Genomic DNA, 15,744 nt, shown 5'->3' with positions numbered 1-15,744 from the left:
CCATACATTCCTCCCCAACACAGCAATCCCCATACCCTGAGAGACGGGGTATGGGGATTGTTGTATTGGGGGAGAAGGGAGATTACTCAGCCAGACGTGTCCACTTCGTTGTACGACCAAAGAGCGAGGCACCAATGAAGCCACGGACCTTGAGGTCTCCATTGTCTAAACGAGTAGCCTTACAGCTATAAGTCTTTCCCGACTCAGGATCATAGATCTTTGCGCCCTTATAATCACTACCCTCATCGTGAACAAGGTCACGCAAGATAATCTTCCCCGTTAGCTTCTTTTGCTGCTCTGCCTTATCGGGATTCTTACTATCCAGCACATCACCACGGCGTGTCCAGATAAGCGTACCATAATACTTCCCTCCCTGCTTGGAGATAGTAACCTTAGCCTTATTCCCCTCGGTCATATAGGTGCCGACAATGCGGTCAGCTGTACTCTGAGCAGAGAGACGAAGGGAGAAAATAAGGGAAAAGAGAAGAGAAAAGAGCATGAGGCTCCAGCGGTTTGTTTTCATTCTGCTATACGATTAAATGGATTGGGGAGTGAGGCCTAGTTTCTCAGCCTCACATAGCATGAAGGCATAGGCGGGCTCATACTCGTTGGGGATGGTACCATCAAGGATAGCATCCTTAATGGTATCCTTAATCAGCCCCACCTCACGGCAAGGCGAGAGAGCAAAGGTCTGCATGATGAGCTCCCCAGAGATAGGAGGCTGGAAGTTGCGGATACGGTCCTTCTCCTCGATGTCGGTGAGCTTCTGCCGTACGAGGCTATAGTTATCGAGGTACTTACGCACCTTCTGCGGGTTCTTGCTAGTGATGTCGGCCTCTACGAGGAGCATGAGGTCATCGATGTCATCACCTGCCTCGAAGAGCAGACGGCGCACAGCCGAGTCCGTCACTCCCTCGTCCACAAGCGTAGCTGGGCGCATGTGCAGATCGACGAGCTTCTCCACGTAGTGCATCTTGTGGTCTAGGGGCAGCCGCAGACGACGGAAGATACGTGAGACCATCTTCATCCCCACGTAGTTGTGGTTATGGAATGTCCAGCCTAGGCGATGGTCAAACCGCTTCGTCCGAGGCTTACCGATGTCATGCAGTAGAGCAGCCCATAGGAGCCAGAGGTCCTCCTCACGGCGAGGTCGGGAGGCAAGCGCCTTGGCCAGATTGTCTACGACCTTGTAGGTATGGGTGAGGTTGTCCTTGTGTCCGATGCCCTCACGGGTCTCTGCTCCCTTCAGCTCGAGGAGCTCAGGGAAGAGAATCTCCATCAGTCCAGTCTGCTCGAAGAGCTCCAGCCCGACAGAGGGGCGAGGGGATAGCAGGATCTTGTTGAACTCCGTAGAGATGCGCTCTGCCGAGACGATGCTGATGCGCTCCCTATTGCGTCCAATGGCAGCGAAGGTGTCAGGATCAATGAAGAAGCCCAGCTGAGAGGCGAAGCGTATGGCTCGCATCATGCGCAGAGGGTCGTCACTGAAGGTCACATCAGGATCGAGGGGGGTACGCAGGGTTAAGTTGTCCATATCATCCAGCCCGTCGAAGGGATCGACGAGCTCGCCGAAGCGGTCAGCGTTCAGGCAAAGGGCTAGAGCGTTGATGGTGAAGTCTCGCCGCTCCTGATCCTCCTGCAGCGTGCCATCCTCCACGAAGGGCTTACGGCTATCGGGGGTATAGCTCTCTCGGCGGGCACCGACGAACTCCAGCTCTATATCGCCCTTCTTGACCTGTGCAGTGCCAAAGCGGGCGAAGACCGAGAGCTTCGCACCTCGTCCGAGTCGCTCAGCCACAGCCTTCGCTAGGTCTATCCCTCTACCTACGGAGACGATGTCGATATCCTTGGAGGGGCGATAGAGGAAGAGGTCACGCACGTAGCCCCCGACCACGTAGGCCTCTACACCGAGGCTGTCAGCAGCCTCTCCAATGAGATGAAAGAGGGGGGTATCTATCTTATCGTAGATCAGATCTTCGTCTGGCATAATAAAGAAAGGGAGGATGGGCGCTATCGACCTGCAAGTACAAGCAGGACACTAACATCATGGGGTGATATACCAGGGATACGTGAAGCTTGACCAATGGTCTTAGGACGGATACGCTCTAGCTTCTGTCGAGCCTCGGTACTCAGAGCTTGGATACTGCTATAGTTGATGGCCTCGGGGATGAAGACATACTCGAGACGCTCGAGTTTCTCGGCCTGCTGTCGCTCACGCTCTATATAGCCACGATACTTGATGAGGATCTCGGCACACTCGACGATCTCCTCACGCCGTCTAGGGATACGCTCTATGGCTCGAGCCAGAGCGGGGACGAACTGGGCGAGCTGAGCAAGGCTTAGCTGGGGACGCAGGACGAGGTCTACGAGCTTGCACCCCTGACGGAGGGGGACTAGCCCCTCCTGTTCTAGGCTGGGGTTGATCTTGTCGGGGCGGATCGAGTAGCCCTCTATGAATTGTATGAGGCGGTCTCGCTCCTCTATCTTCTCCGCCAGTAGCTCTGCCCTCGCCTGGGTGGCGAGACCGAGCTCGATCGCCCGAGGGGTCAGGCGCATATCGGCATCATCCTGTCTCAGCAGGATGCGGTACTCGGCTCGTGAGGTGAACATACGGTAGGGCTCATCCACCCCCTTGGTCACGAGGTCGTCAATGAGCACACCGATATAGGCCTCGGAGCGACTGAGCGTGAAGGGTGGGAGGTCATGCACCGACTGATGGGCATTGATCCCAGCGATGAGCCCTTGGCCTGCAGCCTCCTCATAGCCGGTCGTCCCATTCACCTGTCCTGCCAGGAAGAGCCCCGACACCACCCTACTCTCCAGCGTATGGTGGAGCTGTGTGGGGTCAAAGAAGTCGTACTCGATGGCATAGCCTGGCCGATATAGACGGACGTCCCGAAGGGCGGGTATCTGACGAAGAGCCTCCAGCTGCACCTCTAGGGGCAGGGAGGAGGAGAAGCCATTGATATAATATTCGTTGGTACGCTCCCCCTCGGGCTCTAGGAAGAGCTGGTGCTGTGTCTTCTCGGCGAAGGTCACGATCTTCGTCTCTATGCTCGGGCAGTAGCGAGGGCCTATGCTCTGTATCTGTCCGTTGTAGAGGGGGGAGCGATCGAGCGCTGCACGTAGTACCTCGTGGCAGGCTTCGTTGGTATAGAGCGTATAGCAGGGGAGCTGCTTGAGGGGCGAGCGAGCGGGAGTGTCCATGAAGGAGAACTTATGATAGTCCTCCTCACCCTCCTGCACTCCGATCTCCCCCCGCTGGATGCATGCCTCTAGGTCTATGCTACGTATATCCACTCGGGGGGGAGTACCCGTCTTCATGCGGTCGGTGCGGATGCCTGCGGCACGTAGCTCCTCGGTCAGCCCATAGGTAGCGGGCTCGGAGACTCGGCCACCACTCATCTGATGCTCCCCGAAGTGCATGACCCCCGAGAGGAAGGTACCCGCCGTGAGGATCACGGCACGTGCCCCGAAGTGTACACCCAGTGCCGTCTCCACACCCTGCACCCTACCCTCCTGGATCTCCAGATGGGTCACCGTATCCTGCCATAGATCTAGGTTCGGCTCGGCGTCCAGCTCCTCTCGCCAAGCCTCCATGAAGCGCTGGCGGTCACTCTGTGCTCGGGGACTCCACATAGCGGGACCCTTACTGCGGTTGAGCATGCGGAACTGGATCGCTGTCCGATCCGTGATGAGCCCCATACGTCCCCCGAGTGCGTCTATCTCACGCACGATCTGCCCCTTGGCGATACCGCCCACAGCGGGGTTGCAACTCATCTGCCCGATCTTGTTCATATCGGGTGTGATGAGTAGCGTATGCGAGCCTAGGCGAGCAGCTGCGACGGCGGCCTCACAGCCTGCGTGCCCTGCACCTATGACGATGATGTCGTAGCTGTGCATGTAGGGGGGACTAGACGTTGAAGCGGAAGTGCATGATGTCGCCATCCTGGACGACATACTCCTTACCCTCGACAGCCATTTTCCCGGCCTCCTTGACGGCTGCTTCACTGCCGTAGTGGACGAAGTCCTCAAACTTGATCACCTCGGCACGGATGAAGCCCTTCTCGAAGTCCGTGTGAATAGCGGCTGCCGCACGGGGTGCCTTGCTCCCCTTAGTATACGTCCAGGCACGTACCTCCTGTACGCCTGCGGTGAAGTAGGTCTCTAGGTTCAGCAGGGCATAGGCAGCCTTAATGAGACGTACTACACCTGACTCCTCCAGCCCGATCTCCCCGAGGAACATCTGACGCTCCTCATAGGTCTCGAGCTCTGCGATCTCACTCTCGATCTTCGCCGCTACGACGAGTAGGTCTGCACCCTCGTCCTGGATAGCGGCACACACCTGCTCTACGTACTGATTGCCACTGAGTGCGGAGGCCTCATCGACGTTGCAGACATAGAGGACGGGCTTGCTGGTCAGCAGATAGAGCTCACGGGCGACCTTCTCTTCGTCCTTCGTCTCGAAGGTCACGGTGCGGGCATTACGTCCCTGCACAAGCGCCTCCTTGTAGCGGCTCAGCACCTCGTAGGCGAGCTTGGCAGCCTTGTCACCACCCGTCTGAGCCTGCTTGTAGACCTTCTGTAGGCGAGCCTCTACGGTCTCCAGATCCTTGAGCTGTAGCTCGGTGTCGATGACCTCCTTGTCACGTACAGGATCGACACTCCCATCGACGTGGGTGATATTGTCATCGTCGAAGCAACGCAGGACGTGTAGGATAGCATCGGTCTCACGGATATTGGCGAGGAACTTATTCCCAAGCCCTTCGCCCTTGCTTGCGCCCTTGACAAGCCCTGCGATGTCTACGATCTCGACGGTCGTGGGGACGATCCGCTGGGGGTGGACGATCTCGGCGAGCTTATTCAGACGTTCATCGGGTACTGTGATTACCCCGACATTGGGCTCGATGGTGCAGAAGGGGAAGTTAGCGGACTGTGCCTTGGCGTTGGATAGGCAATTAAATAGGGTAGACTTACCCACGTTGGGTAGGCCTACGATACCGCACTGGAGGGACATAATGCTGCTGAATTTATATACTTAATTATGAGGTGCAAAGATAGTGAAAATGCGACGAAGCCCGTGATTACACGTGGCTGGAGAAGGATTCTTCTCAATGAGGCTAGAGCCAGCGAGGTCGATACCTCTGAGAGCATCGACCTCGCTAAGTTCCCAAGGGAATAATTCGTAAAGAGAGGGATGCCCCTACTGCATGACCTTGCGATCGGTAAAGATATAGAGACGATCCCCAGGGCGTACTTTCTCGGGTACGGCTATGGAGCAGACCTGTCCCTTCGTAGCTCGATCAACCGACTGCATATCCACACGAAGCTCCTCGACGACAAAACGCACAAGCCCTGTCGTCTGACCTGTAATCAGGATTTCATCACCGACCTTGATTTCACCACTCTCTACAGCAAATTCACCCACACCAATCTTGGAGAAGTACTTGTTCGTCTTGGCGACATAGACCTTCTGTTTCGTTGCCGAAGAGCCATAGCTTGATGTCCATTCTCCGAGCCTCTGCCCAAGGTAATAGCCATCCCAAAAGCCACGATTGAATACCTCACCGAGGTGCTTATCCCATTTCTCAACGTTAGCCTCGGAGAATGTCCCTGCCAGATAGCTATCTACAGCCTCACGGTAGGCACGCACGACGGCATCAACATATTCGGGACCACGTGCACGGCCCTCGATCTTCAGCACGCGCACACCCGAGTCGAGCATCTTATTGAGGAAGTGAATCGTCTTCAGATCCTTAGGTGACATAATGTACTCGTTATCCACCGCTAGCTCGATACCAGTCTCCTTATCCCGTACCTCATAGGAGCGACGGCACACCTGTGAGCAAGAGCCACGATTGGCACTCTTGCCGTGCTCATGCAGGCTTAGGTAACACTTGCCCGAGACAGCCATGCAGAGTGCGCCATGGGCAAACATCTCAATGCGTATCGGCTGACCACTGGGGCCGAGGATAGGCTCCTCAATGATGGCTCGATGGATAGCTGCCACCTGATCCATATTTAGCTCACGTGCAAGCACGACAACATCTGCAAACTGAGCGTAGAAGCGTAGAGCCTCGACATTCGTGATATTGAGCTGGGTAGAGAGATGCACCTCCACACCAATGCTACGAGCATAGAGCATCGGTGCAACATCAGCTGCGATGATGGAGGAGACCTGAGCATCCTTAGCCGCATCGATGATACGGCGCATCAGCTCTAGATCCTCGTCGTAAATAATCGTATTGACTGTGAGGTAGCTCTTCACGCCATGCTCACGACAAATAGAGGCGATGCGGTAAAGATCCTCGGTAGTGAAGTTATTGGCACTTTTCGAGCGCATGTTCAGCCCTTCGATGCCGAAATATACGGAGTCAGCACCTGCGTTGATAGCCGCCATGAGCGACTCATACGACCCAACGGGTGCCATGATTTCATATTCGTTCCTATTCATTAGTGATAAAACAATCTTTTAGCCCACAAAGGTAGTGCAAAAAGCCCCAACAGAGGGAGGCGACGATATAATAGGACATACACCTCTCGCTACCATAAGGGTAAGGGACAAGCAAATAGTGAAGAAGGAGGAGCTGACAAGTTACCATAAGTCGCCATGACGAGTTATGGTAACTCTCCGTGACGACTTACCATAACTTTTTAAAACGAGTTACCATAACTCGTTGCCACGACTTACCACAACTCGTTAGCCCATTTTTCAGAGAACATACAAAACACTAACCATCAGCACATTACAACGACACACAAATATACCCTCCTACAAAATCACCGCCCCAGAATTCACGTAGCGCATGGGAGCTAATCAGTGGGATATAAACACCGAGCGCACACCCTTCAGCAGAAAGGTGTGCGCTCAGTAGCGATTATTCGATGTCGAGGACTAGGCTTTACTTCGTTGGGATGAAGTACCAGCCAGCAGGGAAGGAGTTCGTATTGTTCTTCTTGACGAGGACGTTGCCCTGTGGGTCGAGGACAAAGGTCATATTGGTCTTATAGTCCATCCCGAAGCCCTTAATCCCTGCGTAATAGATGTAGCCCGTCTTGGGATCCACGCCGAGGCTGTTGTAATATGTCTTCATCTCTGAGGCATAGTTGCTCTCCTGGAGATTGACAAAGAGCGTATTCGTCTTAGCTGTGAAGTCATACTTTTGGATGGAGACAGGCTTCCCCCAAGCAGCGACGGCAAAATAAAGGCTGTTGCCATAAGGTTGGATAACGGATGCCGTGGTGTAGTTATGCAATGAGGGAGTTATAGTTTGCTTATCTAGGATCTTGAAGTCCACAGGGTCTGCACTTACCTTGAGGATCTGATTGTTGTTTCCATCTTTAGAGATAGATACCCAGAGGTTCCCATCATCAGCAAGAGCAAGACCTGTGGCCTTTTCATCTAGGGCTAGCGTCTGGACAACCTGCCCCCCTTGTATCATCAGGAGCTTCTTGTCAGAGGTTGAGACAAAGACACGTTGCCCAATAGTGGCCATGCGGAGTTTCTGAGCCTTCTCTGTCCCTGCTATGATCTTGAAGCCACCATCCTCAGTACCAAGGTAAACACCATCTCCGGCACGAAGGTAGATACGGCTATCTATGACAGCGATGTGTGTAGGATCCTTTGCTTCAAGCGTAGCATCATTGAATACCTTAATCTTCTCTAGGGTATTTGCCTTCGCAATGGTCAAAAGACCTTCCCCACCATTGCGCTTCCCATTCTGTGAGATGATATAGATCTTCTCATTAGCGAATGCAAGGTCTTGGCAGACATGTCCTAGCTTTGTACCATTAACATGGATGTAGGCGCTGTCGAGGATAACCTTGCCCTTCACATCTACGTAAGTAAGTGTCCCTGTCTCTACATCGTCCGTGCCACGCCCTTCGTTGAGCAGGAAGGCTCCCTTTGTAAAGCGGGGCTCTGCCACAGTGTACTTACGTGTGATCTCACGATTACCAGCTCGTAGGATGACGGTGTAGTTACCGGGAAGAGGTGGAATGAACGTGTACTTCGCCCCCTTAGCTACCTGCTTGCCATTTACAAGCCAAGCAACTTGATCGGGAGCCGCAGTGACACGCGAGCCAGAGGCTGTAAGCTCAATCTTATCAATCTGCTGCACCTTCTCAGCATCAGTGGAAGCGGTGAGCTTGAGTTCTTCGGTAGGGGTTGAGCCGTTGTTATTAGGGTCGTCCTTCTTACACGAGGCGAAGGCGACAACGAGGGCAAGGCTTGCCCAGAGGATTTTCTTTGTCATACGTTGCGGTATGGATTATTATTTAGTTGGAATATCTTCTTTGAGGATGTGGAGATCTTGGATGCCAGCGAACTCTGTGGAGTTCTCGCCAAGCCATCCATTGACCTGTAGAACACCTGTCTGTACACGGACGAAGTCTACACCAGGTAGATGTACGGGCTTGCCGTCCCTGTCGATAGCCCAGTCGATGTCGATTGTTGCTCCCCTGTCTGTGTTGGGGACATTGTCAGCATAGCCATAGCCAAAGGCTAGACAGACGAAGAATGGGTTCTCAGCAGTCTGTTTGTTGTAGCCATTCTGTGGGAGTCGCGTACCAGAGAGCGTGTAGGAGCTCTCCTTAATCCACTGTGGATAGTAGGTCTGCTCGTGGTAGCTGTTCTTGGGTATCCATCCGCTCCCTCCCTTGTTGTCCCTCCAGCGGACGTACTCGGCTATATCCTTGGGTGTCTCGGCTGTAGGACGCTGGTACGTGACGGTGTAGTCTCGGTAAGTCTTCACGTCAAACTCCCGCCCCATCTGATCATGGTACCAAGTCTCCTTCGTGGGGTCAAGGGTGGCACTCCCTGCAATCTCGTACCATTCGTCGGTGTCGGGCTTACCATTCTTGTTCTTATCGTAAGCTACATAGACGATACCTGCCTCAGAGCCGCCTACTAAGCTATTGCCAAGGACACGGAAGTCCCGCTTACCTGCCACGTTGGCTATGGTATGGTCAAACCCTATGACGATATAGCCCCCCCAGCCCCCAAGGGTTATGACGTCACTTTTGCCCCCACTGACTAGCGCCAGAGCCTTCTTATTCATCGTCTCCTGTGTGTCTCCGTCCTTGTACTCGGGGAGTGTATTGATGAACTGCCCAGGGGCAGGACGATACTCCAGCACACGTGTGACGTGTGAGAGGGAGGGGATGCCCGGGGTGGGTGGGTTAGGGGTTGGAGGATTGGGAGTAGGCGTTGGCTTCGGCGTAGGAGGTGGTGTAGGGGTATCCGTCTTACAGCTCACAAGGGGGAGGAGAAAAACGGAGGCTAGTAGGGCGCAAAGGCTCAATCGTTTCATCTTGTTTAATCTTTTGTTCGTAAGGCAATGGTTGTGAAGGCAAAGTGTGCAGGGATGTCCCCTGTCGTGACGCTCCAGCGATGTCGTCCATCCAGCCCATAGGCATGGAGTGTCCCTGGGACGACGTAGCTCTTGGCATCGGTTAAGTAGACCTCACCCACCTCGGGGTTGATCGCTAGGCCATAGGGGGCTTTGATAGCACCTGCTGTCCCATCGGTGATGAAGCTCGGAGAGATGACCTCCATCGTGGAGGTGTTAATCAGCGGATAGGAGGTTGTGCTAGTTCCAGACTTCTTACTGAAGGAGTTGCTATAGACGTAGAGCTTGTCTTGATAGAGCTTCATATTCGATACGGGGGTCTCTAGTACCTTCAATATCTGCTCCGTCTGAGGTTCGAAGACATAGAGCCGTGAGGGGATACTCCCATAATTTCCACGTGAGGAGATCCACAGCCTGCCCTCGGGATCTACCTGTATTCGGTGTAGGTTGATGGCAATCTTGACCTTCTTCACCTCGGTGAAGGTGTCTAGGTCAATTACCGAGACCGTATCATCGTAGTTGGCTGGGTCGTAGCCACCAGAGTTGGCTACATAGAGCTTGTTGCCGAGTATCGCCATCTCCTCGGGCTGCCTGCCCACGTCGCACGTAGCGACGACCTTGAGTTCCTTCAGGTCAATCTTTGCCACGTAGCCTATGCGTCCACTCTCATTGAGAGTCCCTGCGTAGGAGGAGACGTAGGCATAGTCCCCACGGAAGACGATGTAGCGACAGTTGGGGATGGATATGGCTTGGATGTGCTTGGCCGTGCGCAGGTCCATCACCTCCACGAGGTTGGACATATTGATAACGGCATAGATACGATCTCGGTAGATCTGTAGGTCGTTACCCACATCCCCTAGCTCCTTAGTAACATTGGGGTTTCGTTCAGCATATATATTACGCATATAGAGACCAGAGCCATAGTCGAGATAGTCAAGGGTAGCTTTATTACTTCCCATGTTTCCTTCGTTCAGGAGAAAGAAACCTCGGGTCTGTAATCCAACTCGCCCCTCGGTAACCTGTACTCGGGTAGAAGGTATGATTTCCTCCTCTTTGCGACAAGCAGTAAAGGCAGAGAGGGTGACTACGAGGAGGAAGATGAATCTGAACAGTCTCATAGGAGCCACTCTAGTTTCAGTTTGACACTTGTCCCTGGCATTGGATAGGAGCGAACGACCTCGTACTGCTGGTTTAGTAGGTTGTTTACTTCGGCAGCGAGACGAAAGGTATTATCGTACAGCTTAAAGGATCTCGATAGCGAGAGGTCGTGTGTGTACCAGGGTTGGACATGATTCTCTCTGATGTTGGCACTGGCATTGTATCGTTCCCCTGTATAGATGAAGCTATAATTAACATCCCAACCTCTCCAAGCAAAGGCGAGGATTGCCGAGCCACTATGCCAGGGGATGTAAGGGATTTGATCGCCATAGTAGCTATCAGAGGGATCCGTGAGATCTTGTGCCCGCTGGTATGTATAGGTTAAGCGAGCCGAGGTCGTAAATGCACCCAGATTTAGGGCACTCTCAAGAGAAACATCTATCCCTCGTATGCGAACATGACCAAGGTTAACCATCGTCCATTGGAACTGGTTCGACGTCGGCATGGCAATAATCTTATCGTCCACATAATTAAGGTAGCCATCCACCTGTAGCTCTAAGTGACGAAATATTCCTTGCCCCCAATCTTTCGTATAGACCAAGCCCAAATCATACTGCGTGGTGTACTCTGGTTTGAGGTACTTATTCCCAATGAACGTGTAGTAGAGGTCATTGAAGGTAGGCATACGGAAAATCCGCTTGTAGAAGCCCCTCAAGGCTAGGTCTACAACAGAGGGAAAAGGCTTATAGCTGAGAACAATGGTGGGAGTCCATTCCTGCTTGGATGGCGCTACTTGATCGAGGCTCTTTGCCCAATCATGAATATAAGTATGCAGGAGGCTTGCCTGTGCCTTTAGACCACCCAGTGACCAGTCCGTAGCTAAAGCGGTAAGTACGGAGAGGCGTGTAGGATAAGCAAAGTTGTAGAGATCTGCACGGAGGGTATTCCACTGGATATCATTGGAGAGGGCAAGGTGTCCAGCTTCTGTAAGTGTCAGGTCATGGGCTGAAGAGATATAACCCTCCTGCTGGTAGTAGTGGTTATTCACGTACATCGTCGTCACGTCTAGCCGTGGATCGGAGAGGTAGTGAAGGTAGTCAAAGGCATACTTGGCACTGAAGAGGGCTGTATAACGAGGTGAGAAGGCCTTCCTCAGTGAGCCTTGAAGCAAGAAGTTGTTATCCCATTGCCGATCCTCATGGCGGAACTTACCCGGCTCCTCTCGGACGAATGCCCCAGGGTAGCCTCGCTGGGAGTTGTAGAGGTAGGCCTTAGCCTTCCAGTCGCCCTCTGCGATACGCCCGAAGAGTCCCACCTCGGCACGCAGGGCACGTACATCCCCGTTGTGACGGATGGCTGTGGTGTCGTAGCCGTCCTTTTTGCGATAGCGGAAGCGGTAACGCCCCGTAGTGTACATGTACTCACTGCTCACGGAGAGATCAACCGAGCGAGAGAGACGATGCTCCCAGAGGACAGAGGGATTTAGTGTGGAGAAAGACCCAACCTTGAGGGAGACTTTCAGGTTATCTTGTTTTGCACCCTCAAAGCTCGGTCTACGAGTAGTCATGTAGAGTGCCGAGGCAGAGGCATAGTTTTTCGCAGGTTGGAGGATTGAGCTTTTCTGTCCATTATATATGGAGACACTCTCCATGTTATCTAGGGAGAAACGCCCAAGGTCAATCTGTCCATTCTGGGCATTCCCCAGCTGGAGGCCGTCATAGAATACCCCCACATGCTGCGAGCCCATACTACGGATATTCACGGTCTTCAACCCTCCTACACCACCATAATCTTTAATCTGTATTCCAGCAAAGAACCTTAGAGCATCGGCTACACTGACAGCAGAGAGACGCTGTAAATCTCGCCCCGTCAAGCTCTGAGCAGGTATCACATCCCGTGAGAGCGTACGCGCCGTAACAACGACCTCTCGGAGGGTATGGACGCTATCAGACGGAGCCTCAGCACGCCCTAATGTGGGAGAGAGGAGCGAGAACAAACATCCGCAAGAGACAATGAATAGACGAAGACAATGATTCATCAGAGTTGGTTCTAGTTGCCTATACATGAGCCTTGGGGAGAGCTATATATACCCTTTCACAAAGCCCAATATACAGGGCAAAGATACAAATAATCAATATGTATCTCTACTACCTTGTCTGAAGATCATTAATCGATAGGAAGGAGAAACTCTCTGGTCTTAACCCCTTTGGTAGGGTATAGCCAGCCCGAGGAGTTAGGCGCAGGCACACCTCCTCCCCAGGGAGCAGGTCAAAGAAGTTGTCTGAAAGATGTACTCCTGGTATCGAACATTCGATATATAAATCTTTCCGTAGGATTGGGGAGCGTAGCCTCAAGTCATAGCTCCGACCATCCTCACTAGGCTCGAGGGAGTAGAAGAAAGAATTAGGCACGGGAAGTCGTAGTTCCTTCGGAGACTTGGCAAAGTACAGCTCCTCAGAGAGTACCGTATGTTGCTCTCCAAGAACAGTGAGTCGATAGCGCACCAAGCGGGTTGCCTTTGCCTCCTCATCAGGGAAGAACGTCCCGTACGGAACAGCTATATCCTCCTGCATAATTCCTCGGGAGAGGCACACAGCTCCGCTATGCCACTCTCGGAGCTTATTTCCATAGAAATCCAGCACCTCCGCTTCAAGCCTCACCAGCTCTTCTCCCTCCATCCGATCAGAGGTAATCCGTATGGTATCTCCCCCCTTGCTGGGGACGAGGACTACTGGCTGGAAGGCCTTCTTTGCTTGGTACTGAAGCCCCTTCCATGCACCATAATAGTCTATACTTGACCACGACACCGCTGGCCATGCATCGTTAATCTGCCAGTAGAGACTCCCCATACACTGGGGAGCCGCTGCTCGCTGCAACCTTAGCCCTAGAGCAATCCCTCGCCCTTGCATCACCTGAGACAGGTAGGTGAAGTCTCTGAATGTCTTTGGCTCTGGATACTCAGCCTTTATATAATGAAGTATGACATCATTGCCTATGGAGCTTTTCTGATGAGCTTTCATCACCTCGCTTTCAATAGCCCAATCCTCGGGGCGAGAGAAACGCTGGACGCTCGGCATCGTAGGGAAGGATTGTACCCCAAATTCGCTCATGAACCTCGGGATACGCTCCCTTAAGATCTCAAAAGACTCACACCCATACCACACGCCCCAATAGTGGCTCTCCCCAAGTCCCAGCGACGCGGGTCGCCCCCAGTTGGCTGTATCAGGGCTACTCTCGATGTATGGGCGCAGAGGATCTAGAGCCTTCAGTCTGCTGGGGATGAGCTGGCGGAACAGCTTCGTATAGCTTTGAGCAAAGAGCTGGTACGTTTCTTTGGGATATTTCTTCTGCCAGCCCCAGTATTTCATGGCCTCACGTATCTCATTATTGCCACACCAGGTCGCTAGTGAGGCATGCCTCCTTAGGCGACGGATATTATAATCCAGCTCACCTCGCACGTCTGCAAGGAATGCCTCATCACCGGGATAAGCCGTACAAGCAAACATAAAGTCTTGCCAAACCAAGATCCCTCGCTCATCAGCTAGGTCATAGAAGCGGTCATCCTCATACACACCACCACCCCATACACGGAGCATATTGAAATTACTTCCCACAACATCATCAAAGAGCTGGCTCAACTCTGCCTGAGTACGAGCAGGGAGCATAAGTGTCGGGGGGATATAGTTTGCCCCCTTGGCATAGAGGGGCTGTCCATTTACCTTAAAGTAAAAACTCCTACCCCAAGCATCCGCTTCTCTAACCAATTCTATCGTGCGCAATCCCACTCGGAAGGAGAGGCTATCACAGGGTGTCTTGGCTCGCTTCGAGTCATAGAGCAGAAACTCCGCCGTATAGAGATAAGGCTTACCCATCCCATTGGGCCACCAGAGCTGGAGGTCAGGAAGTGCATGGCAAACGTAGGGAGAGTTACCCCGTGTACCTCTGGGGAGGTTTCCCGTGTACTCATAGACAGTTTTCCCCGTAACGTCCTTCAGACGATAGCGCAGTGCGCCCTCACCCCTTCCTACAATGGTCCCCTCGGGTAACCATACCTCAATGGGCTGTTTTGCCTTGGGGTTGAAGTTAATCACAGGATAATCCTTCAGATAGGTTTCTCCACGAAGGAGCAGACGCACAGGGCGCCACGGCCCGAGGGTGAGCATACGCTCCCCCCAATCCCAACCATAGTGGTAGGGAGCCTTCCGCGTAAATACTGAGAGTCGGGTCTCGGCATGGTCATTATCCGCAGGGTAGTTAATCCGCCCTGAGGCTTCGTAGAGCGGCAGAGCAGAGCGAAGCGGTGAAGCAAAGGTAATCTCTAGCTCATTCTCACCTCTCACTAGCCCCTTAACATCGACCTCATGCCCTACAAACATGTTCTTGGACTGAAGGATGACCTTCCCATTGAGTTTTACCGTAGCATACGTGTCAAGCCCCTCGAAGAGTAGATGGATGTTTGGTCTCAGAAGCTGTGCCTCCGTGAGCACAAACGATGTGCGGTACACCCAATCTCGCTCTCCAACCCATTGGATAGAGTCTTCGGCGAGCCTATAATAAGGATCAGGCAATTTACCATGGCGAATAAGGTCCATCTGCACCACTCCTGGCACAGTAGCAGCTAGAGGGACACCTTCAGAGGTTTCGGTGAACGTCCACCCCCTATTTAGAGTAATTGTGTCCGTTCCGCCAGCATAGGCTGGGGCATCATTAAGGCAACACATAGCCATCAGTCCCACTAGGATAGAGAAGTAATATCGCATAGATTATCATATCGTCTTTCCCACAAATATAGGGGCTTTTTCCGGCTGGAGTGCCAAGAAGCGGTTCCATCGCTATTATCATCCCCAGCAAATACCCCCGACCAACTCTTGGCTAATCGGAGGTGTAGCGCTTAACTAGTTGGAGGGTGTTGTGCTTAAATAGAGCAGGGATCTAGTAATCGTGTACAGGGGGATAGTGGTCGTGTATTATAATGTATTGTGGCGTATCATACTTTCCCCCACTCACTAACACCTCACTCACTATATAGCTCCCTCTCTATACGCCTTCTCTCTGTACCCTCCCCCACTTACTCCCTCACTCACTTACTTACTCCCACATCACAGCTGGTACCACCCAAGGGCACCCGAGGTCTATAAACGCAAATCGGGTGTGACTGCTTAGCGCAATCGCACCCGATCTCTTCCTAAAACGGCGGCTACCTACTCTCCCACTCTCGCAGTACCATCGGCACAATTGGGCTTAACTTCTCTGTTCGGAATGGGAAGAGGTGGAACCCCAACGTTATAACCACCTA

At 52.9% G+C, this 15,744-nt stretch carries 11 protein-coding genes and 1 rRNA gene; 1 reads left to right on the top strand and 11 read right to left on the bottom strand.

Annotation, left to right across the window (positions count from 1 at the left end):
* Positions 1-82 precede the first annotated feature (82 nt).
* The 4 genes from HMPREF0636_RS01090 to ychF are packed head-to-tail and all read right to left on the bottom strand — an operon-like array spanning position 83 to position 5,017.
* Positions 83-523, bottom strand: coding sequence for a DUF2147 domain-containing protein (locus tag HMPREF0636_RS01090; protein ID WP_211235756.1), 441 nt, complete (start codon positions 521-523; stop codon positions 83-85).
* Between the two features lie 12 nt (positions 524-535).
* The gene (locus HMPREF0636_RS01085; RefSeq protein ID WP_044167906.1) at positions 536-1,987 is read right to left on the bottom strand and encodes a CCA tRNA nucleotidyltransferase; all 1,452 of its coding nucleotides are present in this window, start codon (positions 1,985-1,987) and stop codon (positions 536-538) included.
* A 23-nt stretch (positions 1,988-2,010) separates the two neighbouring features.
* The gene (gene mnmG / locus HMPREF0636_RS01080; protein ID WP_052328679.1) at positions 2,011-3,903 is read right to left on the bottom strand and encodes a tRNA uridine-5-carboxymethylaminomethyl(34) synthesis enzyme MnmG; all 1,893 of its coding nucleotides are present in this window, start codon (positions 3,901-3,903) and stop codon (positions 2,011-2,013) included.
* 10 nt (positions 3,904-3,913) lie between these two features.
* On the bottom strand, positions 3,914-5,017 hold the full coding sequence (gene ychF / locus HMPREF0636_RS01075) for a redox-regulated ATPase YchF (RefSeq protein WP_044167903.1): 1,104 nt from the start codon (positions 5,015-5,017) through the stop codon (positions 3,914-3,916).
* Positions 5,018-5,044: 27 nt separating this feature from the next.
* Here ychF and HMPREF0636_RS08395 point away from each other — a divergent pair, with 27 nt between their 5' ends.
* A complete protein-coding gene (locus HMPREF0636_RS08395) occupies positions 5,045-5,182 on the top strand; it encodes a hypothetical protein (RefSeq protein WP_155807255.1) in 138 nt (45 codons plus the stop codon).
* A gap of 21 nt (positions 5,183-5,203) precedes the next feature.
* On the opposite strand, the gene HMPREF0636_RS01070 is transcribed toward HMPREF0636_RS08395, so the two are convergent.
* From HMPREF0636_RS01070 to rrf, 7 genes are all read right to left on the bottom strand, one after another.
* Positions 5,204-6,454 carry a U32 family peptidase gene (locus HMPREF0636_RS01070; RefSeq protein WP_044167902.1) on the bottom strand — a complete coding sequence of 417 codons (1,251 nt, stop codon included), beginning with the start codon at positions 6,452-6,454 and terminating at the stop codon, positions 5,204-5,206.
* A gap of 448 nt (positions 6,455-6,902) precedes the next feature.
* Complete coding sequence (locus HMPREF0636_RS01065; protein ID WP_044167901.1) at positions 6,903-8,255, bottom strand: DUF5074 domain-containing protein; 1,353 nt, start codon at positions 8,253-8,255, stop codon at positions 6,903-6,905.
* 18 nt (positions 8,256-8,273) lie between these two features.
* Complete coding sequence (locus tag HMPREF0636_RS01060) at positions 8,274-9,311, bottom strand: PKD domain-containing protein (RefSeq protein ID WP_248616848.1); 1,038 nt, start codon at positions 9,309-9,311, stop codon at positions 8,274-8,276.
* A 5-nt stretch (positions 9,312-9,316) separates the two neighbouring features.
* Positions 9,317-10,468 carry a YncE family protein gene (locus HMPREF0636_RS01055; protein ID WP_044167899.1) on the bottom strand — a complete coding sequence of 384 codons (1,152 nt, stop codon included), beginning with the start codon at positions 10,466-10,468 and terminating at the stop codon, positions 9,317-9,319.
* Entirely contained in the window at positions 10,465-12,513 is a 2,049-nt protein-coding gene (locus HMPREF0636_RS01050) for a TonB-dependent receptor (RefSeq protein ID WP_407636353.1), read from the bottom strand. Before HMPREF0636_RS01050 ends, HMPREF0636_RS01055 begins: the two co-directional genes overlap by 4 nt.
* An 82-nt stretch (positions 12,514-12,595) precedes the next feature.
* Positions 12,596-15,208 carry a glycoside hydrolase family 2 protein gene (locus HMPREF0636_RS01045; protein WP_044167897.1) on the bottom strand — a complete coding sequence of 871 codons (2,613 nt, stop codon included), beginning with the start codon at positions 15,206-15,208 and terminating at the stop codon, positions 12,596-12,598.
* A gap of 428 nt (positions 15,209-15,636) precedes the next feature.
* A 5S ribosomal RNA gene (rrf, locus tag HMPREF0636_RS01040) occupies positions 15,637-15,742 on the bottom strand.
* Between the last annotated feature and the right edge of the window lie 2 nt (positions 15,743-15,744).

This window comes from Porphyromonas catoniae ATCC 51270, assembly GCF_000565015.1.
In the GTDB taxonomy this organism is placed as follows: Bacteria; Bacteroidota; Bacteroidia; order Bacteroidales; family Porphyromonadaceae; genus Porphyromonas; species Porphyromonas catoniae.
The sequence above is the reverse complement of the archived record's forward strand: the minus strand, read 5'-3'. Positions and strand labels throughout refer to the sequence as shown.